The organism is Paractinoplanes pyxinae, from assembly GCF_026626335.1.
GTDB classification, from domain to species: Bacteria; Actinomycetota; Actinomycetes; order Mycobacteriales; family Micromonosporaceae; genus Actinoplanes; species Actinoplanes pyxinae.
Genome location: NZ_JAPNTZ010000004.1, coordinates 1 through 26,709 on the forward strand (window position 1 = coordinate 1; position 26,709 = coordinate 26,709).

Annotated in this window: 28 protein-coding genes and 1 pseudogene; 17 read left to right on the forward strand and 12 right to left on the reverse strand. The window is 70.9% G+C overall.

The features are described from left to right. Positions 1–2,675: 2,675 nt before the first annotated feature. From OWR29_RS11180 to OWR29_RS11190, 3 genes are read left to right on the forward strand one after another with little or no spacing between them, the layout of a single operon-like run. Positions 2,676–3,455, forward strand: coding sequence for an ABC transporter permease (locus OWR29_RS11180; RefSeq protein WP_267562625.1), 780 nt, complete (start codon positions 2,676–2,678; stop codon positions 3,453–3,455). Beyond that, on the forward strand, positions 3,448–4,248 hold the full coding sequence (locus tag OWR29_RS11185) for an ABC transporter permease (protein WP_267562627.1): 801 nt from the start codon (positions 3,448–3,450) through the stop codon (positions 4,246–4,248). Before OWR29_RS11180 ends, OWR29_RS11185 begins: the two co-directional genes overlap by 8 nt. Beyond that, positions 4,245–5,207, forward strand: coding sequence for an ABC transporter ATP-binding protein (locus OWR29_RS11190; RefSeq protein ID WP_267562629.1), 963 nt, complete (start codon positions 4,245–4,247; stop codon positions 5,205–5,207). Before OWR29_RS11185 ends, OWR29_RS11190 begins: the two co-directional genes overlap by 4 nt. On the opposite strand, the gene OWR29_RS11195 is transcribed toward OWR29_RS11190, so the two are convergent. Next, positions 5,191–5,745, reverse strand: coding sequence for a helix-turn-helix domain-containing protein (locus tag OWR29_RS11195; protein WP_267562631.1), 555 nt, complete (start codon positions 5,743–5,745; stop codon positions 5,191–5,193). The genes OWR29_RS11190 and OWR29_RS11195 overlap by 17 nt on opposite strands. 66 nt (positions 5,746–5,811) lie before the next feature. On the opposite strand from OWR29_RS11195, the gene OWR29_RS11200 reads away from it, so the two are divergent. Both OWR29_RS11200 and OWR29_RS11205 read left to right on the forward strand, forming a co-directional pair. After that, positions 5,812–6,489: an AzlC family ABC transporter permease gene (locus OWR29_RS11200; RefSeq protein ID WP_267562632.1), complete on the forward strand. Its 678-nt coding sequence runs from the start codon at positions 5,812–5,814 to the stop codon at positions 6,487–6,489. Beyond that, entirely contained in the window at positions 6,489–6,797 is a 309-nt protein-coding gene (locus OWR29_RS11205; RefSeq protein ID WP_267562633.1) for an AzlD domain-containing protein, read from the forward strand. The genes OWR29_RS11200 and OWR29_RS11205 overlap by 1 nt, the downstream gene beginning before the upstream one ends. Before the next feature lie 788 nt (positions 6,798–7,585). Here the strand turns inward: OWR29_RS11205 and OWR29_RS11210 are convergent. After that, on the reverse strand, positions 7,586–8,371 hold the full coding sequence (locus tag OWR29_RS11210) for a class I SAM-dependent methyltransferase (RefSeq protein WP_267562634.1): 786 nt from the start codon (positions 8,369–8,371) through the stop codon (positions 7,586–7,588). 47 nt (positions 8,372–8,418) lie between these two features. Between OWR29_RS11210 and OWR29_RS11215 the strand changes: the two genes are divergently transcribed. Further along, complete coding sequence (locus OWR29_RS11215; protein WP_267562635.1) at positions 8,419–8,985, forward strand: helix-turn-helix domain-containing protein; 567 nt, start codon at positions 8,419–8,421, stop codon at positions 8,983–8,985. On the opposite strand, the gene OWR29_RS11220 is transcribed toward OWR29_RS11215, so the two are convergent. From OWR29_RS11220 to nadA, 3 genes are all read right to left on the reverse strand, one after another. Next, on the reverse strand, positions 8,982–9,605 hold the full coding sequence (locus OWR29_RS11220) for a DUF3043 domain-containing protein (protein ID WP_267562636.1): 624 nt from the start codon (positions 9,603–9,605) through the stop codon (positions 8,982–8,984). The two genes, OWR29_RS11215 and OWR29_RS11220, sit on opposite strands and share 4 nt — an antisense overlap. A 70-nt stretch (positions 9,606–9,675) precedes the next feature. After that, positions 9,676–11,031, reverse strand: a complete 1,356-nt coding sequence (murA, locus tag OWR29_RS11225; protein WP_324291236.1) for a UDP-N-acetylglucosamine 1-carboxyvinyltransferase — start codon at positions 11,029–11,031, stop codon at positions 9,676–9,678. A 211-nt stretch (positions 11,032–11,242) separates the two neighbouring features. Further along, a complete protein-coding gene (nadA, locus tag OWR29_RS11230) occupies positions 11,243–12,421 on the reverse strand; it encodes a quinolinate synthase NadA (RefSeq protein WP_267562637.1) in 1,179 nt (392 codons plus the stop codon). Between the two features lie 60 nt (positions 12,422–12,481). On the opposite strand from nadA, the gene OWR29_RS11235 reads away from it, so the two are divergent. The 4 genes from OWR29_RS11235 (at position 12,482) to OWR29_RS11250 (ending at position 15,675) form a co-directional block, all read left to right on the forward strand. After that, positions 12,482–13,585, forward strand: a complete 1,104-nt coding sequence (locus OWR29_RS11235; RefSeq protein ID WP_267562638.1) for a glycerate kinase family protein — start codon at positions 12,482–12,484, stop codon at positions 13,583–13,585. 88 nt (positions 13,586–13,673) lie between these two features. Then, on the forward strand, positions 13,674–14,042 hold the full coding sequence (erpA, locus tag OWR29_RS11240; RefSeq protein WP_267562639.1) for an iron-sulfur cluster insertion protein ErpA: 369 nt from the start codon (positions 13,674–13,676) through the stop codon (positions 14,040–14,042). Positions 14,043–14,162: 120 nt separating this feature from the next. Next, positions 14,163–15,146, forward strand: a complete 984-nt coding sequence (locus OWR29_RS11245; RefSeq protein ID WP_267562640.1) for a carbohydrate kinase family protein — start codon at positions 14,163–14,165, stop codon at positions 15,144–15,146. 28 nt (positions 15,147–15,174) lie between these two features. After that, entirely contained in the window at positions 15,175–15,675 is a 501-nt protein-coding gene (locus OWR29_RS11250; protein ID WP_267562641.1) for a P-loop nucleotide/nucleoside kinase family protein, read from the forward strand. Here the strand turns inward: OWR29_RS11250 and OWR29_RS11255 are convergent. Beyond that, positions 15,672–15,884 (reverse strand): sulfurtransferase TusA family protein, encoded by a 213-nt coding sequence (locus OWR29_RS11255; protein WP_267562642.1) that lies wholly within the window; start codon positions 15,882–15,884, stop codon positions 15,672–15,674. The genes OWR29_RS11250 and OWR29_RS11255 overlap by 4 nt on opposite strands. After that, positions 15,881–17,023: a cysteine desulfurase family protein gene (locus OWR29_RS11260; protein WP_267562643.1), complete on the reverse strand. Its 1,143-nt coding sequence runs from the start codon at positions 17,021–17,023 to the stop codon at positions 15,881–15,883. The genes OWR29_RS11255 and OWR29_RS11260 overlap by 4 nt, the downstream gene beginning before the upstream one ends. Positions 17,024–17,191: 168 nt before the next feature. Here OWR29_RS11260 and ctaC point away from each other — a divergent pair, with 168 nt between their 5' ends. Both ctaC and OWR29_RS11270 read left to right on the forward strand, forming a co-directional pair. Further along, positions 17,192–18,151 (forward strand): aa3-type cytochrome oxidase subunit II, encoded by a 960-nt coding sequence (gene ctaC, locus OWR29_RS11265; protein WP_438872577.1) that lies wholly within the window; start codon positions 17,192–17,194, stop codon positions 18,149–18,151. 9 nt (positions 18,152–18,160) lie between these two features. After that, on the forward strand, positions 18,161–18,586 hold the full coding sequence (locus OWR29_RS11270) for a cytochrome c oxidase subunit 4 (RefSeq protein ID WP_267562644.1): 426 nt from the start codon (positions 18,161–18,163) through the stop codon (positions 18,584–18,586). 51 nt (positions 18,587–18,637) lie between these two features. Here OWR29_RS11270 and OWR29_RS11275 read toward each other — a convergent pair whose 3' ends face one another. The 4 genes from OWR29_RS11275 to OWR29_RS11290 form a co-directional block, all read right to left on the reverse strand. Then, positions 18,638–18,826, reverse strand: a complete 189-nt coding sequence (locus OWR29_RS11275; protein ID WP_267562645.1) for a hypothetical protein — start codon at positions 18,824–18,826, stop codon at positions 18,638–18,640. Positions 18,827–18,937: 111 nt separating this feature from the next. Further along, a complete protein-coding gene (gene trpD / locus OWR29_RS11280) occupies positions 18,938–19,996 on the reverse strand; it encodes an anthranilate phosphoribosyltransferase (protein WP_267562646.1) in 1,059 nt (352 codons plus the stop codon). A 38-nt stretch (positions 19,997–20,034) separates the two neighbouring features. Next, positions 20,035–20,472, reverse strand: coding sequence for a hypothetical protein (locus OWR29_RS11285; RefSeq protein WP_267562647.1), 438 nt, complete (start codon positions 20,470–20,472; stop codon positions 20,035–20,037). A gap of 53 nt (positions 20,473–20,525) precedes the next feature. Next, the gene (locus OWR29_RS11290; protein ID WP_267563245.1) at positions 20,526–21,503 is read right to left on the reverse strand and encodes a cytochrome c oxidase assembly protein; all 978 of its coding nucleotides are present in this window, start codon (positions 21,501–21,503) and stop codon (positions 20,526–20,528) included. 126 nt (positions 21,504–21,629) lie between these two features. On the opposite strand from OWR29_RS11290, the gene ctaE reads away from it, so the two are divergent. The 5 genes from ctaE to OWR29_RS11315 all read left to right on the forward strand — a co-directional run bounded on the left by ctaE (position 21,630) and on the right by OWR29_RS11315 (position 26,247). Continuing rightward, positions 21,630–22,229 carry an aa3-type cytochrome oxidase subunit III gene (ctaE, locus tag OWR29_RS11295; protein ID WP_267562648.1) on the forward strand — a complete coding sequence of 200 codons (600 nt, stop codon included), beginning with the start codon at positions 21,630–21,632 and terminating at the stop codon, positions 22,227–22,229. A 51-nt stretch (positions 22,230–22,280) separates the two neighbouring features. Further along, a complete protein-coding gene (qcrC, locus tag OWR29_RS11300; protein ID WP_267562649.1) occupies positions 22,281–23,129 on the forward strand; it encodes a cytochrome bc1 complex diheme cytochrome c subunit in 849 nt (282 codons plus the stop codon). Further along, positions 23,126–24,232, forward strand: coding sequence for a cytochrome bc1 complex Rieske iron-sulfur subunit (gene qcrA, locus OWR29_RS11305; RefSeq protein ID WP_267562650.1), 1,107 nt, complete (start codon positions 23,126–23,128; stop codon positions 24,230–24,232). The genes qcrC and qcrA overlap by 4 nt, the downstream gene beginning before the upstream one ends. Then, positions 24,229–25,845 (forward strand): cytochrome bc1 complex cytochrome b subunit, encoded by a 1,617-nt coding sequence (gene qcrB, locus OWR29_RS11310; RefSeq protein WP_267562651.1) that lies wholly within the window; start codon positions 24,229–24,231, stop codon positions 25,843–25,845. Before qcrA ends, qcrB begins: the two co-directional genes overlap by 4 nt. A 114-nt stretch (positions 25,846–25,959) precedes the next feature. Continuing rightward, a complete protein-coding gene (locus OWR29_RS11315) occupies positions 25,960–26,247 on the forward strand; it encodes an Lrp/AsnC family transcriptional regulator (protein WP_253242087.1) in 288 nt (95 codons plus the stop codon). Positions 26,248–26,282: 35 nt separating this feature from the next. Here OWR29_RS11315 and OWR29_RS11320 read toward each other — a convergent pair. After that, positions 26,283–26,675, reverse strand: a pseudogene (locus OWR29_RS11320) (YybH family protein); the annotation flags it as partial. Between the last annotated feature and the right edge of the window lie 34 nt (positions 26,676–26,709).

Consider the following 26,709-nt stretch of genomic DNA (forward strand, 5'->3'; position numbering starts at 1 on the left):
GGGGTGGGGGGGGGGGGGGGGCGGGGGGGGGGGGGGGGGGGGGGGGGGGGGGGGGGGGGGGGGGGGCGGGGGCGGGGGCAGGAAGGGGGTTCGGACCCGCCCGGGGGGGCCCCGGGGGGGGGGGGGGGGGGGGGGGGGGAGGGGGGGGGGCAGCGGGGTCACCGCGCCCAGGCCACTCTGGGAGAGCAGCCAGCCCAGGCCGTGCGGCTCGCTGTCGTCCTCGGCCGGGGCGGGGGCGGAAGACGCCGGCATCGCGGACGTGGGCGGCGTGGTGGGGCCGCTCTTCTTGGTGGCGGCGTCCCAGATGGAGCCGCCCGGTGCGGCCCCGGACGACGGTGCCGCGGAGGACGGCGCGACCGAGCCGGCCGCGTCACGGGCATCGCCGAGGTCGGCGTCGGCGCGTTGCGCGTGCTGGTCCGAGCCGGTGGACGGCGACACCGACCTCGATGGCGCCGGGAACTGGCCCGGAGCGGCCGATGTGGGCTCGGCCGGGCCGGCGTGCTCCGGCTGCGGGTAGCCGGGCGCCTCCGCTTGAGGACGACCCGGCTGAGACGTCGGACCGACGGCCGGGGCCGCTTCGGGCTCGGTCGAGCCGGGCCGGAAGTGTTCCGGCTGCGGGTAGCCAGAGTGCGACTGGGACGACTGGGGGCGGCTCGGTTGGCCAAATTCCGAGTGGCTGGTCTGGGCAGGCGCCGCTTGCGGGCCGCCGGGCCGGGCGTGCTCGGGCCGTGAGTAGCCCGCCCGCGCGGAGGAGGGCTGCTGGCGGCCAGGCTGGGCCGGCGAGGTGGGGTAGCTGGGCTGCGCCGGCGAGGTGGGGTGGCTGGGCTGCGCAGGGGACTGCGGCGCTTGGCCGCGCTGCTCCGGCGACGTTGGCCGGCCGGCCTGCGGCGGGTAGCCGGGCTGCGCCGGCGACGTCGGGTGGCCGGCCTGTGCAGGGGACTGCGGCGCGTGGCCGGGCTGCGCCGGCGACGTCGGCCGGCCGGCGTGCGGCGGGTGCCCGGGCCGTGCCGGCGACGTCGGGTGGCCGGACTGCGCGGGCGAAGTCGGGTGGCTGGGCTGCCCCGAGGTGGGGTGGGCAGGCTGCGCCCAGGACGGCTGTGAGCGACCGGGCTCGGACCACGGTTGGCTCGCCCACGCTGACGGCGGCTGCCGGCGGCTGGGCTGCGGGCCGTCCTGCGGGGCGGACCGCTGGTCCAGGACGGGCTGAGCCGCAGCGGACTGCTCCGGGCGATCGGTGTGCGCGTTCGACGCCTGCGGCCGGCCGGGCTGGGCTGATGCAGGCTGCAGGTGCGTCGGCTGCGGGTGACCGGGTCCGGCCTGAGCTTGGCGGTCGTGGCCGGGCTGGACCGGCGGCCGCTGAGGGTAGGCCGAGTGGTCCGGTGCTGTCTGCGGGCGGCCGGGTTGCGCCGAGCCGGGGACGGACGGCGAACCGGGGCCGGCGGCCGGTGGTGAGACCGGCCGCGCCGGCGTGTGGGGGTAGGTGGGCTCCGGCCCGGACGGGCGGGCCGGCGTGACCCGGGTCGGCTGGGGTGCGGGCCGAGCCTGGGCTGGTGTGCCGCGCTCGGGGGGCGCCGGGCGGAGGTCGAAGGGGACGTCGTCGCGGCCCTCGCGCTGGCCGGGGGCGGGGCGTGCGCCGGGGCGGGACGGGAAGGCGTCGGCCGGTGCGGGGCGGGCGCTGCCGTACACGCCGCTGGCCGGGGAGACGGGGCGGGGGCCGCGGTGCTCGTCGGGGGTGGGCCGGCGTCCGTAGACGGGATCGCCGGACGTCGGTCGCGCGGCGCCGTAGACCCCGGACGATGCCGGGGAGACCGGACCGCTGGGCGTGGCCTGGCCGGCCCCGGTGGAAGAAGGACCAGGTGTGACGGGCACCTGGCCGCCCGGCCGGGACGGCTGCTGCCGGGGGCCGGACTCGCGCATCTGCGCCTCGCGGAACTGGACCGCATCCCGGTAGGAGCCGCCCGTCTGGTGGTCGGGCTGGCGGCCGTACACCGGCGCCGCCCCACGCTGCTGGTCGGAGGAGCCACGCTGCTCGGGCAGCGCGGCCGCCGGCCGGTTCCACAGCGGCTCGTCACGCTGAGCCCCGCCCGCGGAGCGACCAGGCGAGTCAGCGGAGCGAGAGGGCGCGGGAGTGTCAAAGGAGCGGCCCGACGACGAGGAGGAGCGGGCCGGACCGACGAAAGTGCGCCCTGGCTGCTGACGCGGGTGGGCGTCGTCCCCTGAGGCCTGCTCCCGGCGGCCGGGCGTGCCGTCGTACCGGGAAGGATCTTGACCCTCGGGACTGCTGCCGGACGCCTCGTAGACCGGCGTGTGCACGGCCTTGCGGCGGCCGGGATCGCCGGGATAGCGCTGCCCGGGCTGCGGCTCCCATTCCCAGGTGACCTCGTAGACCCAGGCCGGCTGTTCGCCCCAGCCGTCGCCCAGGGAGCTCCAGCCGTTCATCGGGCACCCAGGGTCAGGCCCGGCGATTGGCGACGCTCCGTCACGGCGAACTTCCACTTCTGGTCGAAAATGCGCGGCGGTCCCGCGGAGACCCGGTTAGAGTCGCCGGCTCCGGCACTAGGGGTACAGGGAGTTTAGGGAAGGAGATTAACGGCGTGGACGCGCTTGACGCCAGCGTGCCGGCGATCTCTCCCAGACGTCCGATTAGCGCCTCCGTCGCTACGTTCCGTGCACTGGTGGGGTCGGGTTTCCGGCGCTACGCGACCTATCGGCAGGCCACGCTGGCCGGAACGTTCACCAACATAGTCTTCGGCTTTCTTCGCTGCTACGTGCTACTTGCCGTAGCCGCCGGGGCAGCGGGCGGGGCACCCGGCGGCTACGATGCGCGCCAGCTCGCGACGTTCGTCTGGGTGGGCCAGGGACTACTCAACGTGGTCGGAATCTGGGGCTGGGCCGACCTGGCCGACCGGATCCGTACCGGCGACATCGTGGCCGACCTGGTACGCCCGATCTCCCCGGTGACCGCCTATCTGGCCGCCGACCTGGGCCGGGCGTGTCATGCGCTGCTCACCCGGGTCGGGCCGCCGGTGCTGGTCGGCGCCCTCTTCTTCCCGCTGGCCACGCCGTCTCGCTGGCAGACTGTGCCGCTTTTCGCGGTTTCGGTGCTGCTGGCGGTGATCGGGTCGTTCGCCTGCCGCTACCTGATCAACGCGACCGCGTACTGGCTGAACGACGCCCGCGGCCCGCTCGCCTTCTGGACGCTGGGGTCGGGTGTGCTGGCCGGCCTCTACTTCCCGCTGCGCCTGCTGCCGGAGTGGGCGACGGTCACCCTGTGGGTGGCGACCCCGCTGCCGGGCCTGTTGCAGACGCCGCTGGACGTGCTGATCGAGCGGGATCCGCCGGCGCTGCAGGCCGGTCTGGTCGCGCTGCAGGCGGTGTGGGCCGTGGTCATGCTCGCGCTGGCGCGCTGGGTGCAGCGCCGGGCCGAGCGGCGGCTGGTGGTGCAGGGTGGGTGAATGGCGGGCGTACGCGGCATTGTTCGGCGGGAGGCTGCGCTCAGCCACGGCGTACCGGACGTCGTTCGCCGTTGAACTGGTGACCAATGCGGCGGGCACCTTGATCGACGTGGTCACCGTATTCGTGCTCTACCGGGCGGCCGCGTCGGTGGGCGGGTTCACCCTCGACGAGGCGTTGATGATGACCGGCATCACCGCGTTCGCGTTCGTGCTGGCCGACCTGACCGTGGGAAACATCGACCAGCTCGAGACGTACGTGCGGACGGGGCGCCTGGATGCCGTGCTGGTGCGCCCGCTGGCCGTGCTGCCCCAGCTGATGCTGGCCGACCTGCCGCTGCGCAAGCTCATGCGGCTGGCGGTGGGGATCAGCGTGCTCGGCCTGGCGCTGGGCCGCAACGACATCGACTGGACGCCGGCACGGGCCTTGCTGCTGGTGTCCGCGCCGGTCAGCGGGGCGGTCTTCTTCGGGGCGATCTTCGTGCTGAGCGCCGCCACCGCCTTCTGGTGGGTCGATTCGGGCAAGCTGGGGCACGGGTTCACGTACGGCGGCCGCGACTTCACCTCGTACCCGATCACGGTCTACGGCTCGTGGTTCCGCACCGCCTTCGCGTACGCGCTGGGCTTCGGTTTCGTCAGTTACCAACCCGCCCTGACGCTGCTCGGCCGGCCGGATCCGCTCGGCCTGCCGAGCTGGGCGGGCTATCTGTCACCCCTGGTCGCGCTGGCCGCCGTCAGCGTCGCGGCCGTCGTCTGGCGGTCCGGCGTCCGTCACTACCGGAGCACCGGCTCATGATCGAGATGCGCGAACTGCGCAAGAATTTCACCGTACGGGTCAAAGCCGGCCGCCTCCGCCGGGAGAAACGCGAGGTGGCGGCCGTCGACGGGGTCAGCCTGTCGATCGCCCGGGGCGAGATGGTGGGCTACATCGGCCCCAACGGCGCCGGCAAGTCGACCACGCTGAAGATGCTGACCGGCGTGCTCGCCCCGACCAGCGGCGAGGTGTCGGTGTGCGGCCTGCGCCCGGTTCCGCAGCGCACCCGGCTGGCCCTGCGCATCGGCGTCGTGTTCGGGCAGCGCTCCCAGCTGTGGTGGGACCTGCCGCTGCGCGAGTCGTTCCGCCTGCTGCGGCACGTCTACCGCGTTCCCGCGGCCGAGCACGCGGCCCGCTTGCGGCGCTGCCAGGAGCTGCTCGATCTCGGCGATTTCCTCGACACGCCCGTACGCCAGTTGTCCCTGGGCCAGCGGATGCGGGGCGAACTGACGGCGGCCCTGCTGCACGGCCCCGAGGTGCTGTTCCTGGACGAGCCGACGATCGGGCTCGACGTGGTCAGCAAGCAGGCCGTGCGCTCGTTCCTGGGCGAGCTGGGCCGCGCCGGCGACGTCACGCTCGTGCTGACCACGCACGACCTGGCCGACATCGAACGCCTCTGCCGCCGCCTGGTGGTGATCGACCACGGCCACGTGGTGCACGACGGCACGATCGAGCAGCTGCACGCCCGGTACGGTTCCCGCCGCCGCCTGGTCGCCGACCTCGACACGCCGCTGCCGCCCGGCTTCACCCTGCCCGGCGCCACGCTGACCTCGACCGAGGCCGACGGCCATCGGGTCACCTTCACCCTCGAGTCGATCGCCGCCGGGGCCGCCGTCGCCGCGCTGGTCGGCGCCGTGCCGGTGCGTGACCTCTCGGTGGTCGAGCCGGAGATCGAGGACGTGGTGGCCCGCCTCTACACCGACGTCAGCGGTGCTCCATGACGAGGACGGCCCAGGACGGTTCGAGCGCCTCGTAGTGGTGGGGGACGTCGCCGGGGAAGGTGATGTAGTCGCCCGGGCCCAGCTCGACGGTGTCGCCGTCCGGCCCGGTGCGGATGCGGCCGCCGCCGACCACGATGTGCTCGACGCTGCCCGGGATGTGCGCGGCGGCGTCGCGGGCCGGCCCCGGCTCGAGCTCCATCACGTACAGGTCGCGCCGGGTGTGCGGCGAACCCGCGGCGAGCAGTGTGGCCACGAAGTCGGCCTGGTCGGCCCGCAGCCGGGTCCCCTCGCCGGCTCGGACGACCCGCACCTGAGTTTCGGGTGGCTCGACCAGGCGGCTGAACGGCACGCCCAGGGCCACCCCGAGCGACCACAGCGTCTCGATGCTCGGGTTGCCGGTGCCCGCCTCGAGCTGGGACAGCGTCGACTTGGCCAGCCCGGCCCGGCGGGCCAGCTCGGCGATGGAGATGCCGGTGCGTTCCCTTTCCCGGCGCAGGGCGGCGGCGATGGTGGCGAGCGGGGGCGCCGGTTGCTGCATGTTCGCTCCGTCGATCGATTCGTTCGGTTTGACGAACGCTAGCGACATCGTTCAGTATTTAGAACCATGCGTACGATACAGCGAACGCAAGCCTTCGACCGGGCCCAGGTCCGCGACGCCGTCGCCATCGCGGCGGCCATGGTCGCGGTGGGCGCGTCGTTCGGCGCTATTGCGATCGCGTACGGGCTTCCGACGTGGGTGCCGTTTGCGATGTCCACGATCGTGTTCGCCGGGGGCGCGCAGTTCCTGGCGGTCGGCCTGCTCGCCGCGGGCAACCCCATCGCCGCCGTCTTCGCGGGCCTGCTGCTCAACGCCCGCCACATCCCGTTCGGCCTGGCCATCGGCGGCGCCATGGGCGCCGGCTGGCGCCGCCTGATCGGCAGCCACGTGATGACCGACGAGGTGGTGGCGTTCACCCTGGCCGAGGACGACCCGGCCCGCCGCCGGCGCACCTACTGGCTGATGGGCATCACGCTGTTCACCTCGTGGAACATCGGCACGGCCCTCGGCGTGCTGCTGGGCTCCGCGGTCGGCGACTACGAGGCGCTGGGCCTGGACGCCGCCTTCCCGGCCGCGCTGATCGCCCTGATCCTGCCGTCCCTGCGCGACCGGGCCACCCGCGTCGTCGCCCTCACCGGCACCGCGGTCGCGGTCGTCGCCACGCCTTTCCTGCCGGCCGGCCTGCCCGTGCTGTGCGCGCTGCTGGGCCTGCTCACCTTGATCCGCTTCGGCCGGAGGTCCTGATGCTGCTCGCCGCCATCCTCGTCCTCGGCATCGGCACGTACACGATGCGCCTCGGCGGAGTCATGCTGCGCGAACGCCTCACCCTGTCACCCGCGCTGCAGCGCCTGCTCCCGATGGCCGCCGCCGCCCTGCTGTGCGCCCTGGCCGGCACGGCCACCCTGATGGCCGGCAGCAGCTTCGCCGGCCTGTCCCGCCCGGCCGGCGTCGCCGTAGGCGCCTTGCTGGCTTGGCGGAAGGCGCCGTTCGTCGTCGTGGTGGTCGCCGCGGCCGCGGTGGCCGCCCTACTCCGTCTGGCCGGCGTCAACTAACCGGCGAGAAGCCGGCGCACTCCTCCGGCACCTCGGTGACTTCAGCCGGGCGACTGCCAAGGGCTCGCCGAAGCCCGAGATCAGAGCCACGGTCGCGTAGGTCGGCAGCGTGACCTTCGGTTCGGTCAGGTAGCCGCCGCCATCCACCGTCGCCTCGTACGTCAGGGACTGCGGCGCACCACCGTTGCCTGCAATTGCTCAGCCGTTGCCGGCAGCAGCCCCGCGACTCCCGGCCTTCGCCTCGCCGAGTTCCAGCGTGCCCGTGTAGCGCCATCGCGAAGCTCGGACGCCCGACCGTACCGGCGGCTCACCGCAGCGCCCGTCGTAGCCGTCAGGGGCAGCGGCAGACCGGCCGGGTCGACGTGCCCACGATCTCCGCGTCGGCGCCCTGATCATTACGTGGCCCGGAACGCCTTGGCTCTTGGCGCCTGCCTCCCGCCGTCCCTCGTAAAGCACGGATCTGCGTCAACGGCCCATCGGCAGAGTCGGTGCCGGAATGCCTGTCCCGGCCGGGCGAGTCGCATCTTCCGGCCGTTGTCAACAGGCCGACGAACGCCCATTGCGAAACAGCGCCCGACCCTTGCCAGTCGACGAACAGGGGAAAGTGCAGTCGGTCCCACACAGAGCCCACCGGTCCCACACAGAGCCCACCGGTCCCACACAGAGCCCACCGGTCCCACACAGAGCCCACCCTTCCCAAGGGGGAGCCCCCGCAGTCCATTGTCGTCTTGAGCGCCTTGATCAGGTCACGGCCTGTGGACAACCCCGGAATGTGGATAACTTCGGGCCTAGCGGCGGGCCAGCCAGACCGTGCGCTCGGTGCGGACGCTCAGGTCGGTCCGGCCGGGCAGCCCGGTCACGATCCGGTCGAGGGTGGCCAGCTCGGCGGCGGGCAGCCGGTCCTCGAGGCCGTGGCGCATGCGGCTCAGCGTCACCTGGGCGTAGCGGGCACCAGTCGGGGGCAGGGGCGCGGGCAGCGCGATGTCGAAGTGCCGCTCGGTCACCTCGGCGAAGCCGGCCCGGCTGATCAAGGCGCCCCAGTTCTCGTGCATGTGCAGGCCGGCCTCGTGGCGGCGCTTGTCCATGGCCACGTGGCCGGCGTCCTCCACGGGCTCGTCGGGCGTACCGGTCAGGAAGCGGGGGAACGAGTCGAGCTCGGCCACGACCAGCAGGCCGCCTGGCTGCAGGACGCCGAAGGCCGACGCCAGCGCCCGGGCCGGGTCGGCCATGTGGTGCATCGAGGACGCGGCCCACACGACGTCGATCGGGCCGAGGCCGGGCCAGGGCTGGTCGAGGTCGGCCTCGACGGTGCCGATGCGATCGCCCAGGCCCTCGGCCTCGGCGCGGGCGCGCAGGTGGGCCAGCATCTCGGGGTCGACGTCGAGCGCGGTGACCCGGGCGCCGGGCAGCTCGCGGGCGAGGGCGAGCGAGCCGGTGCCGCTGCCGGCGCCGAGGTCGGCGATGCGGGGCTGGCCGGCGGCCTCGCGGCCGACCCAGGCGATCACTTCGCTGTGGTAGTCGTGCAGGACCTCGGCGTCCAGGTCGAGCATTTCGATCATGTGGTTGTGGGCCATGTCCCGAAGGTAGCCGCGCCTTGCGCCCTTCGCATAGCATCTTGCGTATGAAGCAAGACCAGGATCTGGAGGCGGTCGTCCGCCAGCGCATCCGCGGGCTGCGGGTGGCGCGTGGGTGGTCGCTCGACGAGATGGCCGCCCGTTCGCTGCTGAGCCCGTCGACCCTGAGCCGGATCGAGACCGGCCACCGGCGCATCGCCCTCGACCAGATGGCCGCGATCGCCCGGGCGCTGGGCACCTCGATCGACCAGCTGGTCGAGCCGGTCGGCGACGAGGACGTGGTGATCCGTCCGCACAACCATCCGGAGCGCGGCATCACGACCTGGGTGCTGTCCCGCGGCAGCGGTCAGACGGTGGCCAAGATGCGCATCACCAGAAAGGTGCCGAGCGAGCTACGAGTGCATCCGGGGCACGACTGGTTCACCGTGCTGTCGGGCACGATCGAACTGCGGCTCGGCGACCGTACGATCCTGGTCGGCACGAATGAGGCGGCCGAGTTCTCGACGATGGTGCCGCACGCCTTCGGCGCCCACGAGGGGCCGGCCGAAGTGCTGTGCATCCTCGACCACGAGGGCGAGCGCAACCACTTACAAGGCCCCGAGCGAGACCTCTAGACGGCCTGGCCCAGCTCGACGCGCGGCTTGGGCACGCGCATGCGGCGGAAGGTGAGGCCGCGCATCACGCCGTAGATCTGCAGCGAGCCGACCCGCTGACTGGTCTTCGGGAAGCGCTCGTTGACCAGGCGCTTGACCTTGCGCGAGATGAGCACGCTGTCGATCACCACGCCGACGGCCAGCAGCAGCCACAGCAAATTACTGGCCAGCTGTACGGCGGGGATCTGCACGGTCGAGCCGATGAGCACGATCAACGCGCCACCGAAGAAGTACGTGCCCACGGTGCGGCGGCTGTCGATGATGTCGCGGACCAGGGCGCGCTCCGGGCCGCGGTCACGGGCCAGCAGATAGCGCTCGTCGCCCGCCTTCATGCCGGCCGTGGCCTCGGCCCTTTCCTGCCGCTGCCGCTCGCGCATCTGCTTCAGCTGCTCGCGGCGGTTGGCCGGGGCGGCTGCCTCGGCGCCGACCCGGCGGCCGGTGGCGACCCGCTTGGGTGTGGCCTGGCCGAGCTCTTTCTTGCTGGGCGTGTAGCTCTTCGGGCGCGCCGACGGCGTCACCTCCTCCTCGACTTCCTCGGGAGTGGCGACGTCGGACTGCTTGCGGCGAAAGAGCGAGGGCACGCTCAGAGAGTAGCCAAACGGCGCGGTGTGATTCACACCGCGCCGCTGATAGTGATGAAACTGAGGTGCGTTACAAGCGCTCGACGTGCGCGCCGAGGGCGGCCAGCTTGCCCTCGAAGTCCTCGTAGCCGCGGTTGATCAGGTCCACCCCGTACACCCGGGAAGTGCCCTCGGCGGCCAGCGCCGCGATCAGGTGGGCGAAGCCGGCCCGCAGGTCGGGGATGACCAGGTCGGCCGCGTGCAGCTTGGACGGGCCGGCGATGACGGCGGAGTGCTTGAAGTTGCGGCGGCCGAACCGGCACGGCGTGCCGCCCAGGCAGTCGCGGTAGACCTGGATGGTGGCGCCCATCTGGTTGAGCGCGTCGGTGTAGCCCAGCCGCTGCTCGTACACGGTCTCGTGCATGATCGACAGGCCGCGGGCCTGGGTCAGCGCGACCACCAGGGGCTGCTGCCAGTCGGTCATGAAACCGGGGTGCACGTCGGTCTCGAGCGCGACGGCCTGCAGCTCGTGGCCGGGGTGCCAGAACTTGATGCCACCCTCGACCGGGGTGACGCCCGGCCGGGCCACGCGATCGTCGGTGATCTCGAACTCGCCGCCGATCGAGCGGAAGACGTTGAGGAACGTCATCATGTCGGCCTGACGGGCGCCGAGCACTTCGATCTCGCCCTTGGTCGCGAGCGCGGCGGCGGCCCAGCTGGCGGCCTCGATGCGGTCGGGGATCGGCTTGTGCTTGTAGCCGTGCAGGCGGGGCACGCCCTGGATCTCGATGACCCGGTCGGTGTGCACCGTGATGATCGCGCCCATCTTCTGCAGCACGCAGATGAGATCCATGATCTCCGGCTCGATGGCCGCGTTGCGCAGCTCGGTGACGCCTTCGGCGCGGACGGCGGTGAGCAGGATCTGCTCGGTCGCGCCGACGCTCGGGTAGGGCAGCTCGAGCTTGGCTCCCTTGAGGCCGTTGGGCGCGCTCAGGTGCATGCCCTCGGGCGTCTTGTCGACGACCGCGCCGAATTCGCGCAGCGCCTGGATGTGGAAGTCGATCGGGCGCGGGCCGATGTGGCAGCCGCCGAGGTCCGGGATGAACGCGTGACCGAGGCGGTGCAGCAGCGGGCCGCAGAGCAGGATCGGGATGCGGCTGGAGCCGGCGTGCACGTTGATCTCGTCGGTGCTGGCGCTTTCGACGTTGGTCGGGTCCATCACGATCTCGCCGTCGTCGGCGCCGTCGCTGACCTTCACGCCGTGCAGGCCGAGCAGGCCACGGACGACCTCGACGTCGCGGATGCGCGGCACGTCGTACAGGTGGCTCGGCGACTCGCCCAGCAGGGCGGCCACCATCGCCTTCGAGACGAGGTTCTTGGCGCCACGGACCCGGATCTGACCCTGCAACGGCGTTCCGCCGTGCACGACCAAGACGTCGTCGGTCAACGTAACCTCCAGCCGGTGGGCGCGAGGGGAGCGCCCGAAGATGATCGAGGGGGCAGCACGGGTGGACCTACCCCGTTTCTGCAACCGGGTGAGCATAGCGCTGAGTGACAAGGACGCCAGTCACACAACGCCCACGAGGCCGTGAAAAGCCGACAGTTAAGACAGCGGAAAGAAAACGCCGCGCTGTCCGGATCTTGCTGACTACGGTCGGTTACGGCAGGGCGAGCATCTGGTCGAGCGCGACACGCGCGTACTTGGCCGTTTCCTCGTCGACGGTGATGACGTTCGGCACGCGGCCGGCGACCAGTTCCTCCAGCGCCCACACCAGGTGGGGGAGGTCGATGCGGTTCATCGTCGAGCAGTAGCAGACCGTCTTGTCGAGGAACATGATCTGCTTGTCCGGGTGGGCCAGGGCCATCCGCCGGACGAGGTTGAGCTCGGTGCCCACCGCCCAGGCCGACCCGGCCGGGGCCGCGTCGAGCGCCTTGATGATGTACTCGGTCGAGCCCACGTAGTCGGCGGCCTGGACGACCTCGTGCCGGCACTCGGGGTGGACCAGCACGTTGACGCCGGGCACCCGCTCGCGCACGTCGTTGACGCTGTCGAGTGTGAACCGGCCGTGCACCGAGCAGTGCCCGCGCCACAGGATCATGCGCGCGTTCCGCAGCTGCTCGTCGGTCAGCCCGCCGTGCGGCTTGTGCGGGTCGTAGAGCACGCAGTCGTCGAGGCTGAAGCCCATTTCGAGTACGGCGGTGTTGCGCCCGAGGTGCTGGTCGGGCAGGAAGAAGACCTTGCTGCCCTGCTCGAACGACCAGTCCAGCGCGCGCTTGGCGTTGGACGACGTGCAGACCACACCCTCGTTGCGGCCGACGAAACCCTTGATGTCGGCCGAGGAGTTCATGTACGTCACCGGGACGATGTCGCCGGCGATGCCGAGGTCTTCGAAGTGCTCCCACGCCGTCTGAACCTGGCCCAGCACGGCCATGTCGGCCATCGAGCAGCCGGCCGCCAGGTCGGGCAGGATCACCTGCTGGGCCGGCGTGGTCAGGATGTCGGCGCTCTCGGCCATGAAGTGCACGCCGCAGAACACGATGAACTCCGCGTCCGGGCGGGCCGCGGCCTGCTGGGCCAGCTTGAACGAGTCGCCCGTGACGTCGGCGAACTGGATGACCTCGTCGCGCTGGTAGTGGTGGCCGAGCACGAAGACGCGGTCGCCCAGCGCGGCCTTGGCCGCGGTGGCCCGGGCCACCAGGTCGGGGTCGCTCGGCGCGGGCAGGTCGCCCGGGCAGTCGACGCCGCGCTCGGAGGCGGGGTCGCTGCCGCGGCCCAGCAGGAGCAGCGCGGTGGCGGTGTTCGAGGGTTCGGTCCAGGTCGACGTCACGTCAGCCATCGTCGCACAGCTCGGGAAGGGCATCGGTGGTCGTGAGAGTGGCCTGCCACACTCGTACGCGTGCGCGTGCTGATCTGTCCGGACAAGTTCGCCGGGACCCTTTCCGCTCCCGAGGTCGTCGAGGCTGTGGTGGCCGGCTGGACCAAGCCCGACGAGTTGGTCAGGCGGCCGCTGTCCGACGGCGGCCCGGGGTTCATCGAGGTGCTGGCCGAGGCGACCGGTGGCCGCCGCATCCCGGTGCCGACGGTCGACCCGCTGGGCCGGCCCGTGGAGGGCGAGATCCTGCTGGTCGGGCCCACGGCGTACGTGGAAAGCGCGCACGCCTGCGGCCTGCACCTGCTGACCCCTGAAGAGCGCGACCCGAACTCGGCCAGCTCGTACGGGCTGGGGCTGCTGCTCATGGCGGCGGTCGAGGCCGGCGCGACCGAGGTGGTGATCGGGCTCGGTGGTTCGGCGGTCAACGACGCCGGGGCGGGCATGCTGGCCGCGCTGGGCGCCCCGCCGGTCGACATCGCGGGCTACGCGCTTCCGTACGGCGGCGCCTATCTGAACGCGGCGGCCTCCCTGGGCGGCACGCCCCGGCTGCGGCAGGTGAGCCTGGTCGCCGCGACGGACGTGGACAACCCGCTCACCGGCCTGCACGGGGCCAGCAACGTCTTCGGGCCGCAGAAGGGGGCGAGCCGGGAGGACGTGTACCGGCTCGACGCCGCGCTGGAGCAGTTCGCCGGCGTACTGGAAAAGGCTTTCGGGGTCGAGGATCTGCAGCAGGCCCCGGGCGGGGGAGCGGCCGGCGGGATCGGAGCGGCGCTGATCGCCCTCGGTGGCCGCGTCGTGTCCGGGATCGGCCTGGTCAGCACGGCCATCGGGCTCGAGCGCGAGCTGGACGCGGCCGACCTGGTGATCACGGGAGAGGGATCCTTCGACCACCAGTCGCTGCGCGGGAAGGTCGTGGCCGGCATCGCCAACGCCGCCCGCGACCGTGGTCTGCCCTGCATCGTGCTGGCCGGCCGGAACGAGACGGGCTACCGGGAAGCCGCCTCGGCCGGTGTCACCGAGACGTACTCCCTGACCGAGCACTTCGGCAGCACCGACACCGCGATGAACGAGCCCGCCCGGGGCCTCCGTGAGCTGTCCGAGCGCATCTCTGAGCAGTGGAGCCGGTGAAACAGGCCACCCGGATTGGGAATCATGGGAATCCGGGCTAGCGTTGGCCAGTACGGCAGTATGTCCGCACCTGGCAGGGAGTAACCACGTGACCACTGAAGCGCACACCGAGTCGGTCGAGGCGACCGCCCCGTCCGGCGTCATCCTGACCGACGTCGCCGCGGTGAAGGTCAAGGCCCTGATCGAGCAGGAAGGGCGCGACGACCTGCGCCTGCGCATCGCCGTTCAGCCCGGTGGCTGCTCCGGCCTGCGTTACCAGCTCTTCTTCGACGAGCGCTCGCTCGACGGTGACATCGTCAGCGACTTCGGTGGCGTCGAGGTCGTCGTCGACCGCATGAGCTCGCCCTACCTGGCCGGCGCCACGATCGACTTCGCCGACCGGATCGACGCCCAGGGCTTCACCATCGACAACCCGAACGCGCAGAACTCCTGCGCCTGTGGCGACTCGTTCCACTGATCGCCGCCGCATAGCACGACCCTCCAGCAGGCCGTCCCGTTCACGGGGCGGCCTGCTGGCGTTCACGAGCCGGTAGGCTGCGTACGTAAGCCCCCCGTTCCCGAAATCCCGAGGGCCCACATGAAGATCGCCGTCACCGGCTCGATCGCCACCGACCACCTGATGCACTTCCCCGGGCGGTTCGCCGACCAGCTCATCGCGGACCAGCTGCACAAGGTCTCGCTCTCGTTCCTCGTCGACGACCTGGTGGTCCGGCGCGGCGGCGTGGCGCCCAACATCGCCTTCGGCATGGGCAAGCTCGGGCTGCGCCCGATCCTGGTCGGCGCGGTCGGGGCCGACTTCGCCGACTACCGCTCCTGGCTCGAGCGGCACGGCGTCGACTGCGACTCGGTGCACATCAGTGAGGTGGCTCACACGGCGCGCTTCGTGTGCACCACCGACGACGACCTCAACCAGATCGCCTCGTTCTACGCGGGCGCCATGGCCGAGGCCCGCAACATCGAGCTGGCTCCGGTGAACGAGCGGGCCGGCGGCCTCGACCTGGTGCTGATCGCCGCCAACGACCCGGCCGCCATGGTCCGCCACTCGCAGGAGTGCCGGGCCCGGGGCTACAAGTTCGCGGCCGACCCGTCGCAGCAGCTCGCCCGCATGGACGGCAGCGACGTGCTGACGCTGATCAGCGGGGCCGAATACCTCTTCACCAACGAGTACGAGCGCTCGCTGCTCGAGACGAAGGCCGGGCTCACCTCCGACCAGGTGCTCGACCAGGTGCGCATCCGGGTCACCACGCTCGGCAAGGACGGCGTCGAGATCACCGGCCGCGACATCGAGCGCATCCACGTGCCGGTCGCGCGCGACGTCATCCCGCAGGACCCGACCGGCGTCGGCGACGGCTTCCGGGGCGGCTTCTTCGCGGCGATCTCGTGGGGGCTCGGCCTCGAGCGGGCCGCCCAGGTCGGCTCGCTGCTGGCCGCGCTCGTGCTCGAGTCGGCCGGCGGCCAGGAGTACGACGTGCGCGGCGAGGACTTCGCCAAGCGCTTCGCCGACTCGTACGGCGACGCCGCGGCCGCCGAGATCAAGCAGTTTTTGCCTTCCGGAAGCTGAGCCTGCCTGCGTAACCACCGGGGGTTTCATGGTTTTGGCCGTCTTCGCCGGGTTGCCCGGCGTCGGGAAGAGCACGCTCGCCGCGCGGGTGGCCGCCGAGCTGCCCGCGTGCGTGCTCGCGGTCGACACGGTCGACTTCGCCCTGCAGCGGTACGAGGTGGTCGAGCCGAGGCCGGGGTTCGCCGCCTACGGCGCGGTGGCCGCGCTGGCCGAGGTGCAGCTCGGCATCGGCCACCACGTGATCATCGACGCGGTCAGCCCGGTCAAGGCGGCCCGCCAGCTCTGGGTCGACGTGGCCGAGCGGGCCGGCGTGCCGCTGCGGGTGGTCGAGGTGGTGGTCGGTGACGACGCCGAGCACCGCCGCCGGGTCGAGAAGCGCTACGAGACCCGCGACCACGACGGCGTGCCGGACTGGGTGCGGGTGCTCGAGCGCCAGGCCGAGTACGAGCCCTACCTGGGCCCGCGCCTGGTCGTGGACACCCACCTGGCGAAGGATCCGGTCGGGCCGGTCGTCGAATACCTGAATTAGGTTGTACGTCGTACCTCGAACGCATTTTCGGCCGGAGAACCCAGGTACTCCTGCTTCTTCATGCGGCACCAGGCCGGGATGTCGTTGGCCGCAGCCGGGTCGTCGGCCAGCACGCGTACGACGTCCCCGACCTCGACCTTGCCGATGTTCTGGGCCAGTTTGATCACCGGCAGCGGGCATCGCTGACCCCGGCAGTCCAGCTCGATCACATGCCCGCCTCTCGCCGGATCCCCGCGACGATGCCCGGCAGCACGGCCAGGAACCGCTCGACGTCGGCCTCGGTGGTGCCCCGGTGCAGCGAGACCCGGACGTTGCCGTGGCTGAGCACGCCCATCGCCTCCAGCACATGGCTCGGCCGCAACGTCGACGCCGTGCACGAGGAGCCCGACGAGACGGCGAAACCGGCCCGGTCGAGCGCGTGCAACAGCGCCTCCCCGTCGACGTACAGGCACGAGAAGGTCACCAGATTCGGCAGCCGCTGCTCCGGATCGCCGACCACCTCGACGTCCGGAACCGTCGCCGGCACTCGCTCCCGAATGCGGTCGACCAGCGCTTTCAGGCGTACGGACTCGGTCGCGGCCTCGGCCCGCACGGCCCGCAGGCTCGCCGCGGCCGCGACCACCGCCGGCAGATCGGCCCCGCCGGGCCACTGCGGGCGATAAAGATCATCTTGCGGGTACGGTGAGATCCAGCGCACACCCTTGCGGACCACCAGCACGCCGACGCCCGGCGGACCGCCCCACTTGTGCGCGCTCGCGCTGAGCAAGGACCAGCCCGGCGGTACGTCCGTCCGGCCCACCGACTGAGCGGCGTCGACGAACAACGGCACGCCGGACTCGTCGCAGTAGCCGGCCGCGGCCGCCACCGGCTGCACCGTGCCCACCTCATGACTCGCGCTGATCAGCGACGCCACCGCCACGCCGGGCGCCGAGACGGCCCGCTCCCAGGCGTCCAGGTCGAGCCGGCCCAGGCGGTCGACGGGCACCTCGACGGCCTTGCCCCGGGCCGCCGCGTGCAGCACCGCCGAGTGCTCGATGGCCGAATGCACCAGCGTGTCGCCCTGACGGGAGCGGCCGGCCAGAGCGCCCAGCACGGCCGCCTGCGCGGCTGCGGTGCCCGACGGCCAGAAGGACACCTCATCCGTACGGACGCCCAGAGCCTCGGCGAACGCGGCCCGGGCCGCGTCCGAAAGCTGCTGGGCCCGCCGGCCCGCGGAGTACAACCGGGCCGGATCGGCCCAGCCGTCGGCCAGCGCGGCCAGCAACGCCTCACGCGCCACCGGATGCAAGGGGACGGCCGTGGCCGCATCGAGGTAGGCCGGACCGGCCGGATCGCCCGTGAATTCCACTCTCGAAACGGTATCGTCCGATTGTCGACGGGTATACGCGCGCCACTGAAGATCGGACCCCGCAACGGTGGGACAGGGCCTGGTCGAGTAATGTGCGACCGTCGGTAACGCCTGGCCACTCGTGTCCGTTTCGGGCGGGAGGCGGCGCTGCTAAGGAGGCAAGAGCAGGTGAGCGCAAAAGGTTCGGCCGCACGGCCGCGAGCGGCAGTCCGGGTCGCCGGGCTCGGTCTCGGCGGGTCGTTGCTGCTGCTGGTGCTCTCGGGGTGTTCCGTCGAGGGGGTCGGGGACGCCTTCGGCCACTTCGGATGGCCCGGCAAGGGCATCACCTTGCAGGCCCACAAGATGTACGACCTGTGGATCGCCTCCGTGATCGCCGCCCTCATCGTCGGCGTCTTCGTGTGGGGCCTGATCTTCTGGTGCATCATCCGGTACCGCAAGCGCGGTGACGAGCTGCCCGTCCAGACGCGGTTCAACATGCCGATGGAGGTGCTCTACACGGTCACCCCGGTGCTGATCGTGGCGGTGCTCTTCTACTACACGGCCATCGTGCAGACCGACGTGGACAAGCTGTCCAAGAACCCCGACCAGGTCGTCGAGGTCGTCGCGTTCAAGTGGAACTGGCAGTTCAACTACCGCGACGGCATCGGTGAAGAGGCCAACACCGTCGCGTCGACGGTCGGCTCGTCCGACGTCATCCCGATCCTGGTCCTGCCGACCGGCCGCAAGATCCGGTTCGAGGAGACCAGCAAGGACGTCATCCACTCGTTCTGGGTCCCCGAGATCCTGTTCAAGCGGGACGTCTTCCCGGGCAACGTGCGCAACACCTTCGAGATCACTCTCGACAAGGAAGGCCGCTACGTCGGCCGCTGCGCCGAGCTCTGCGGCACGTACCACGCCTTCATGAACTTCGAGCTGGTCTCGGTCGCGCCCGAGCGGTTCGACACGTTCCTGCAGGCCAAAGAGGGCGGCGCCACCACGCAGGAGGCGATGGCGGCGATCGGCTACACCGGCGACGCGGCCTACGCGACGACCACCGAGCCGTTCAACACGCGGCGCCAGAAGAACGGCTGGAACCAGCGGGACGCGGTCGCCGCGGGCGCCGGCACGGCCGCCACGGCCGGGAAGTAGGGGAACAGCGTGCGCACCGAATACAAGATCTTCGTCGGCGTCGCCGCGTTCCTCTTCGGAGCGGCCATCGTCTACGGCTTCTACACCCGGGGCACCGGCACCCACGTCGAGTGGGTGGGCACGGTCGCGCTGATCCTGTCGGGCCTGCTGTGCTCCATGTGCGGCGGCTTCTTCTGGTTCGTCGCCCGCCGCATCGACCTGCGCCCCGAGGACCGCGAGGACGGCGAGATCGCCGAGGGTGCGGGCGAGATCGGCTTCTTCAGCCCGGGCAGCTACTGGCCGTTCGGGATCGCCCTCTCCGCCACGATCGCCGGCCTGGGCCTGGTCTTCTGGATGTGGTGGCTCGTGGTGGTCGGCCTCATCCTGGTGATCGTCTCTTCGAGCGCCATGATCTTCGAGTACTACACGGGCACCCGGCACCCCGCCGAGCACTGAGCTGAATCGCCGAAGCCCGCGTCCCCCAGGGGACGCGGGCTTCGTGGTTTCTCAGGCCGCGGCGCGGCGTTGCAAGGGGGCTATGCGGCGGGGCGGAGTGTTCAGGCCCAGCCACAGGTGGGCTACTACCGGGGCGACGACCTCGGCGGCGCCGCACCGGGTGCAGATGAGCTCCTCGGCCGGTACCTCGAACATCATGTCGCCGTCGCAGATGATGCAGCGGGGTTCGCGATCGGACACGGGTGGCTCCTCTCTTCGCCGGAAGGTGGATTACCCGAAACTGATTCCGACGCTGCCACGTATTTGGGGCTTTTGGGAGTATTGAGCCCGGCGTGTCCGCTGTGAGAATGCTTATTCGGCCGCTTTGGCCTTCCGGGCCGCCTCGACCCAGCGGGCCAGCTGAGCCGTCGCCGCCCCGGAGTCGATCGTTTCCTGGGCCCGGGCTATTCCGGCCCGCAGCGTGTCCCTCAGGTCGCCGGAAAGGCCACCCTGGGCGGCCAGCGCGGCCGCGGTGTTCAGCACGACGGCGTCGCGGACCGGACCGGGCTCGCCGGCGAACGTGCGGTGGGCCACGTCGGCGTTGAACTTCGTGTCGCCGCCGCGCAGGGCGTCCGGCTCGCTGCGGGGCAGGCCCAGCTCGACGGAGTCGATCAGGTGTTCCTCGACCTTGCCGTTCGCCGCCTGCCAGATCCGGGTCGGCGCGGCCGTGGTGAACTCGTCCAGGCCGTCCTCGCCCCGCATGACCAGCACCGAGTCGCCTCGCGCGGCGAACACGGCCGCCATCACCGGCGCCATGCGCGGGTCGAAGCAGCCCACCGCGGCCGCCCTGGGGCGGGCCGGGTTGGTCAGCGGGCCCAGCACGTTGAAGAAGGTGGGCACGCCCAGTTCGCGCCGGGTGACCGAGGCATGCCGCATCCCGGGGTGGAAGCGGGCGGCGAAGCAGAAGCCGATGCCGGCCTCGTCCACCGTGCTCACCACGCCCTCGGGGCCCAGGTCGAGCGGGATGCCGAAGTGCTCGAGCAGGTCGGCGGTGCCGGTGGTTGACGAGGCCGAACGGTTGCCGTGCTTGACCACCGTCACACCCGAGGCGGCTGTGATGATCGCCGCCATCGTCGAGATGTTGACGGTGTTGGCCCGGTCGCCGCCGGTGCCGACCACGTCGACCGCGCTGGTGCGCACGTTCTCGGGCAGCGTGACCGGGGCCGCGTTGGCCAGCATGGCGTCGACCAGGCCGGCCAGTTCACCCGGCGTCTCGCCCTTGGCCCGCAGCGCGATCGCGAACCCGGCGATCTGGGCCGGCGTGGCGTTGCCGGTCATGATCTCGCCCATGGCCCAGGCGGTGTCGGCGGTCCCTAGTTCCTCGCCGCGCAGCAGGGCGCTCGTCAGATTCGGCCAGGTGCGTGCGCCCATGGCGGGGCCCTCCGGGGATGCGGGTCAGCGGGGGTTGGTCAGGGGATCTGGCCGAGGGTGCCCAGCGGGATCGCGCCGTTGCGGCGGGCCCGGAGCATGGCGGCCACGGTCTGGCCGGTGGTGACCGGGTCGAGCGGCATGACCAGCGTCTGGTCGACCTGGGCGTACGCGGCCAGCCAGCGGTCGGCCGCGCGGGCCAGCACGACGCAGACGGGCGGGGGAGTCGCGTACTCGTCCTTGGTCTGCCGGGCGATGCCCAGGCCGCCGGCCGGGGCCGCCTCGCCGTCGAGCACCATCAGGTCGATCTCGTACTTGTCGAGCAGGTTCCGGCAGTCTTCCCAGGTGGCCGCGTCGGCGAACTCGACCTTGAGGTCGGCCGCGGGACGCACCCCGATCGCCTGCCGGATCCTGTCCCGCACAGCGGGGTCGTCGCTGTAGAGGAGGACCGTGTACTGAGTGACCTGCGCATCGCTCATTGTTTTGTGCCTCGGCTCACGTCGTAGGTGCACGGCGATCGTAACGGACACCACTACGGGGTGTCGGACCCCGGTGCGCGGGTGTCGGCGGGGGCCCCGTTTGTGATCTTGGCGGCATCGTCGCGGGCCCGTCCGGCGGCCTCCTCGGCCTCCTGCCGATCGAGCGCGCGGTCGATCCGTCGGGCCTCGCGTTCGGACTGGCGCACCCACTGCAGGATCAGGATGCCGAGCATCGTGACGCTGACGATCTCGCCGCCGGCCCACAGGATGCCGCCCGCCGTGACCTGGTCGGCCTTGGGATCGGTCCAGCTCAGGCCCAGGCCGTTGTAGTAGTCGCCGGCCAGCAGGGTCGAGCTCTGCATGATCGTCAGGCCGAGCACCGTGTGGAACGGCACCGACAGCACCATGAGCAGGGCGCGGCCGGGGTAGGGCCAGCGGTTGGGCAGCGGGTCGAGGCCCAGCAGCGGCCAGAAGAACAGGCAGCCGGTGACGATGAAGTGGATGTGGATGAACTCGTGCAGCCAGGAGTGCAGCAGCGTCTGCCGGTAGAGGTCGGTGAAGTACAGGACGAACGGGTTGGCCACGAAGATGCCGAAGGCGACCAGCGGGAACGTCAGAACCCGGGCGACCCGGCTGTGCACCACGGCGAGCAGACGCCGCCGCGGCGAGGCGGGCAGCGTACGCAGGGCAAGCGTGACCGGCGCGCCCAGCGCGAGAAAGATCGGGCCCACCATGGACAGCACCATGTGCTGGACCATGTGCACCGAGAGCAGCGTGGTGTCGTACGCCTCGATGCCGGTGACCGTGACGGCCGCGATCGAGCCGAGTCCACCGGCGACGAACGCCACCGTGCGACCGGCCGGCCAGTGGTCGCCCCGCTGCCGCAGCCGGTACACGCCGTAGCCGTACAGCGCGGCCGCCACCACGAGGAACAGGGCGACCAGGCTGCCCAGGTGGATCTCGGTGAAGATCGCACCCGCGGTGAACGGCGGAAGAACAGTATCCCCGCCGGCGGCGGCGAGTGTGGGCATTTCGGCTAGGTGCACCACCCGAGGCTAGGCCTATCCGGTGGCGGCCGGTAATTCCGGGCTGCAACTCGTGCCTGAATTCGACCCCCCGCAGCACGTTGCACTGATCGCGGGGCAATAATGAGCCTCGTGACAGCGGCCTCAGCCATCGACAAGAGCAGGATCCACTCGCTGACGCGACCGAACATGGTGAGCGTCGGCACGATCGTGTGGCTCTCCAGCGAGCTCATGTTCTTCGCGGCACTGTTCGCGATGTACTTCTCGATCCGCGCGGCGGCGCCGGAGCAGTGGGAGCTCCATACCGAAGCGCTCAAGATCCCGTACGCGACGACGTTCACGGTGATCCTGGTGCTCTCCTCGGTCACGTGCCAGCTCGGCGTGTTCGCGGCGGAGAAGGGTGATGTGTTCGCGCTGCGGCGCTGGTTCACCATCACCTTCGTGATGGGCCTGATCTTCGTGCTCGGGCAGGCCAACGAGTACCGCAACCTGGTCCACGAGGGCATCAAGCTCAACGGCGACGGGTACGGCTCGATGTTCTACCTGACGACCGGCTTCCACGGCCTGCACGTCACGGGCGGTCTCATCGCCTTCATCGTCTACATGATCCGTACGACCATGGGTAGGTTCACCCCGGCGCAGGCCACCTCGGCGATCGTCGTGTCGTACTACTGGCACTTCGTGGACATCGTGTGGATCGCGCTGTTCGCCATGATCTATTGGCTGCAGTAGACCCCGCCTTCGTCCATGAGCATCAGGTCAAAACGCAGAGGGATACAACCCATGACTTCTGACACCCCCGCCCGCCGGCGCCTCCGGGTGTTCTCCCGGCGGCGCGGCGCGCCGAGCCGGGCGCGCCGGCGGATCGGCGCGGCGGTGCGCATGCTCGCCGCCCTCGCGCTGGCCGGCGGCGTCTACACCGCTTTCGCCCCGGGCGCGTTCGCCGACGAGCCGAAGCAGCTCTCGGCCACCGCGCTCGAGGGCAAGCAGCTGTACGACAACAGCTGCATCACCTGCCACGGCCGCGACGGCCAGGGTGTCGAGGACCGCGGGCCGAGCCTGATCGGCGTCGGCTCGGCGGCGGTCGAGTTCCAGGTGGGCACCGGCCGCATGCCGATGGTCCGCCAGGAGGCTCAGGCCGAGCAGAAGAAGCCGGTGTTCGACAAGAACCAGACCAAGCAGCTCGGCCAGTACATCCAGGAGCTGGGTGGAGGCCCCCAGCTGCCCTCGGGTGAGCTGGTCGAGAACCTGGACGAGAACCCCGAGGCGATCGCCCGCGGCGGCGAGCTGTTCCGGGTCAACTGCACCTCGTGCCACGGCTTCGGCGGTGGCGGCGGCGCGCTGTCGTCGGGCAAGTTCGCCCCGGCGCTGCACGACGCGACGCCCGAGGAGATCTACGCCGCGATGCTGAGCGGCCCGCAGAACATGCCGGTGTTCGGCGACAACCAGCTCACGCCGGAAGAGAAGCGCGAGATCATCACCTACATCACCCTGCAGCTGCAGGAGGACAAGGACCCGGGCGGCCTGTTCAACCTCGGCCGGTACGGTCCGTCCACCGAGGGTGTCGCGATCTTCCTCGTCGGCATCACGCTTCTGGTCTTCACGTCGCTGTGGATTGCGGGGAAGTCATGACCACGCTGCATCACGACGCGCCCGACGCTCCCGAGCCGGTCGACGTCGACGACCCGCGGCTCAGCCGCTTCGACGTCGTGAAGGAGGGACTGCGCCGCGACGAGATCGAGATCATCACGTACGAGTCGCAGTTCCAGGGCAACAACTCCAAGGCCGAGAAGCGGGTCGTCCGCAACATCGCCCTGCTGTTCATCCTGGCCGGTGTGGCCGCCTTCGCCTTCCTCGGCTTCTACATCTTCTGGCCGTGGCGGTTCGAGCTGGGCCACACGCTGAGCGACTACTACACGCCGCTGCTCGGCATCTCGCTCGGCATCGCGCTGTTCGCGGTCGGCTTCGCGATCCTGGCCTGGGCCAAGAAGCTGCTGCCGCACGAGGTGTCGATCCAGGCCCGGCACGACGGCGCGTCCCCGACCGACGAGCAGAAGATCACCGGCCAGACGATGCTGTTCGTCGGTGACGAGCTCAACCAGGGCGTCCAGCGCCGGCCGCTGCTCAAGGGCGCGATCGGCTTCGGCCTGGCGCCGATCGGCCTGGTCGCGGCGGCCCCGCTGATCGGCGGCCTGATCGAGAACCCGCACAAGGCCGAGCACCCCGACCTGTTCACCACCGGCTTCAGCCCGGCCAAGAACGGCGGCAACCTGGTCCGGCTCACCCGGGACGACGGCACGCCGATCCGGCCCGAGGACGTCAGCACCGGCGGCCAGATGACGGTCTTCCCCGGCATCCCGCACGGCGCCACCAACGAGTACGCCGACTCGCCGACCCTGCTGATCCACCTGCGGGCCGACGACGCGGAGGAGACGCGCAACAACGCCGACGCCGACCGGCGCAACGCCGGGTCGATGTGGGGCAACTATGTCGCGTACTCCAAGATCTGCACGCACGCCGGTTGCCCGGCTAGCCTTTACGAGCAGCAGACGAACCGCCTGCTGTGCCCCTGCCACCAGTCGCAGTTCCTGATCACCCGGAACGCGCAGCCGATCTTCGGTCCCGCCACCCGGCGGCTGCCGATGCTGCCGCTCGGGGTGGACGAGGAGGGCTACTTCGTGGCAACGTCCGATTACAAAGACACAGTCGGACCTGACTTCTGGGAGCGGCCGTGAAGCGCCGAACAGGCAAAGCCGATCTTCAGCAGGCGCCGGTCACCTTCGCCAAGGGCGTAGACGAGCGGTTCCAAGCCTCCACTCCTCTGCGTGCCCTTCTCAACAAGGTCTTCCCTGACCACTGGTCGTTCCTGCTGGGTGAGATCGCGCTCTTCTCGTTCATCATCCTGCTGCTCACGGGCGTCTTCCTGACGCTGTTCTTCGACCCGTCGATGTCGGAGACGGCCTACGAGGGCGCCTACCCGGCGCTGCGTGGCACCGAGATGTCGCAGGCCTACGCGTCCTCGCTGCACCTGTCGTTCGAGGTGCGCGGTGGTCTGTTCATGCGCCAGATGCATCACTGGGCGGCGCTGCTGTTCATGGCGTCGATCGTCGTGCACATGCTGCGCATCTTCTTCACCGGCGCATACCGGAAGCCGCGCGAGGCCAACTGGGTCATCGGCATGGCCCTGTTCCTGCTCGGCTTCCTGGCCGGCTTCACGGGCTACTCGCTCCCCGACGACGGTCTCTCCGGCACCGGCCTGCGCATCGCCTCGGCGATCATGCTGTCCATCCCGGTTGTCGGCACGTGGATCTCGGCGTCCATCTTCGGCGGCGAGTTCCCCGGCCACCTGATCATCGGCCGGTTCTACATCGCGCACGTGCTGCTGATCCCGGGCGGTCTGCTCGCGCTGATCAGCGTTCACCTGGGCCTGGTCTTCAAGCAGAAGCACACCCAGTGGCCGGGCCCGATGCGGACCAACACCAACGTGGTCGGCGAACGCATGTTCCCGCGGTACGCGCTCAAGCAGGGCGGCTTCTTCATGGCTGTCTTCGGCACGGTGGCGCTGCTGGCCGGCCTGTTCCAGATCAACCCGATCTGGCTGTTCGGGCCGTACCGGGCGTCCGAGGTGTCGTCGGCGTCGCAGCCCGACTGGTACGTCATGTTCATGGACGGCCTGGTCCGGCTCATGCCGAATTGGCAGATCTACATCGGCGACTACAGCCTCCCGCCGCTGTTCTGGCCCGCAGTGGTCGGCCTGGGCTTCTTCACCACGGCGCCGATGGCCTGGCCCTGGCTCGAGGCCCGCAAGACCGGCGACAAGCGGATCCACAACCTGCTCGAGCGCCCGCGCGACAACCCCGAGCGGGTCGGCATCGGTTCGATGGCGGTCACCTTCTTCATCTGGGCCACCATCTCCGGCGGCAACGACGTCATCGCCGACAAGTTCCACATCAGCCTCAACGCGATGACCTGGGCCGGTCGTATCGGACTGATCGTGCTGCCCGCGCTGGCCTACTTCATCGCGGTCCGCGTCTGCCTGGGTCTGCAGCAGCACGACCGCGAGGTGCTGGCCCACGGCGTCGAGACGGGCATCATCCGGCGCCTGCCGAACGGCCAGTTCGTCGAGGTGCACCAGCCGCTCGGCCCGGTCGACGAGCACGGCCACCCGGTGCCCATCGAGTACGGCGGCTGGGTCGTCCCGAAGAAGATGAACCGGGTCGGCGCCCTGGCGCCGGCGGTCAAGGGCTTCTTCTTCCCGGTCGAGAAGCCGTCCGAGGCTCCGGTCTCGCCCGGCATGCCGCCGGTCAGCGGCGACACCCGCGAAGAGATCACGTCCGGCCGTAAGTAAGTAACACAGCGACGACGAGGGGCCCGCTTCGGCGGGCCCCTTTTCGTTTGCCGTCGTCCCGCGGCGGATAGCATGGTCGCGACCACTCCGCCCGCCCAGCCGAGGAGCCCGCAGGTGAACACCGCGATCGTGCACATCGACTGCGCCACCGACTCGATTCCCGAGGTCGCCGAGGCTCTGGCCGCCCTCGACGGGGTGAGCGAGGTCTACTCGGTCGCCGGCAACGTCGACCTCATCGCGGTGGTCCGCGTGGCCAAGTTCGACGACATCGCCGAGGTCATCGCGGGCAAGATCTCCAAGACGCCGGGCGTGCTCAACACGGAGTCGCACATCGCGTTCCGGGCCTACTCCAAGCACGACCTCGAGGACGCCTTCGCCATCGGCCTGCCCGACGCCGACTAGCCCTGGCCCTCGCCCGTGCTGGGGCCCTCGTCGGTGATCGGGAACGAGTGGTGCTCGTGGGTCACGAGCCAGCGGCCGTCCTGTTTGCGCAGGCCCAGGCTCAGCCGCAACCGGCGGTCGGGGTGCTCGGCCAGCTCGGCGGGCTCGCCGCAGCGTAGGAGGGCATGGGCGAACGCCACGTCGTCGCCCGCCGTGACCTCGAGCCGGACGATCTCGAAGACGGCGCCGGACTCGATCCAGCGGAAGAACGGCGGCCAGGTCTCGCGATAGGCGTCGATTCCCCGTACGCCGTCCTGCGGCGGTGGCACGTCGAACATCACGATGTCGTCGGCATGGCCGGCCACGACGGCGGGCAGGTCGCCGGCGCGGATGGCGGCCGCCCAGCCTTCGATCAGGTCGGTGATGAGTTTCTCGTCGTCTCGCTGCATGAGTGTGGTCTCCCTTCACCGGTAAGACCGCCGC

Bases quoted from the DNA above. Each gene is read 5' to 3' on its own strand.
- qcrA (WP_267562650.1), top strand. From the start codon at position 23,126: ATGACCACGCTGCATCACGACGCGCCCGACGCTCCCGAGCCGGTCGAC.
- OWR29_RS11250 (WP_267562641.1), top strand. From the start codon at position 15,175: ATGGTTTTGGCCGTCTTCGCCGGGTTGCCCGGCGTCGGGAAGAGCACG.
- qcrC (WP_267562649.1), top strand. From the start codon at position 22,281: ATGACTTCTGACACCCCCGCCCGCCGGCGCCTCCGGGTGTTCTCCCGG.
- nadA (WP_267562637.1), bottom strand. From the start codon at position 12,421: ATGGCTGACGTGACGTCGACCTGGACCGAACCCTCGAACACCGCCACC.
- OWR29_RS11290 (WP_267563245.1), bottom strand. From the start codon at position 21,503: ATGCCCACACTCGCCGCCGCCGGCGGGGATACTGTTCTTCCGCCGTTC.
- OWR29_RS11245 (WP_267562640.1), top strand. From the start codon at position 14,163: ATGAAGATCGCCGTCACCGGCTCGATCGCCACCGACCACCTGATGCAC.
- OWR29_RS11195 (WP_267562631.1), bottom strand. From the start codon at position 5,745: ATGCAGCAACCGGCGCCCCCGCTCGCCACCATCGCCGCCGCCCTGCGC.
- OWR29_RS11205 (WP_267562633.1), top strand. From the start codon at position 6,489: ATGCTGCTCGCCGCCATCCTCGTCCTCGGCATCGGCACGTACACGATG.
- trpD (WP_267562646.1), bottom strand. From the start codon at position 19,996: ATGGGCGCACGCACCTGGCCGAATCTGACGAGCGCCCTGCTGCGCGGC.
- OWR29_RS11190 (WP_267562629.1), top strand. From the start codon at position 4,245: ATGATCGAGATGCGCGAACTGCGCAAGAATTTCACCGTACGGGTCAAA.
- OWR29_RS11200 (WP_267562632.1), top strand. From the start codon at position 5,812: ATGCGTACGATACAGCGAACGCAAGCCTTCGACCGGGCCCAGGTCCGC.
- OWR29_RS11215 (WP_267562635.1), top strand. From the start codon at position 8,419: ATGAAGCAAGACCAGGATCTGGAGGCGGTCGTCCGCCAGCGCATCCGC.
- OWR29_RS11285 (WP_267562647.1), bottom strand. From the start codon at position 20,472: ATGAGCGATGCGCAGGTCACTCAGTACACGGTCCTCCTCTACAGCGAC.
- OWR29_RS11210 (WP_267562634.1), bottom strand. From the start codon at position 8,371: ATGGCCCACAACCACATGATCGAAATGCTCGACCTGGACGCCGAGGTC.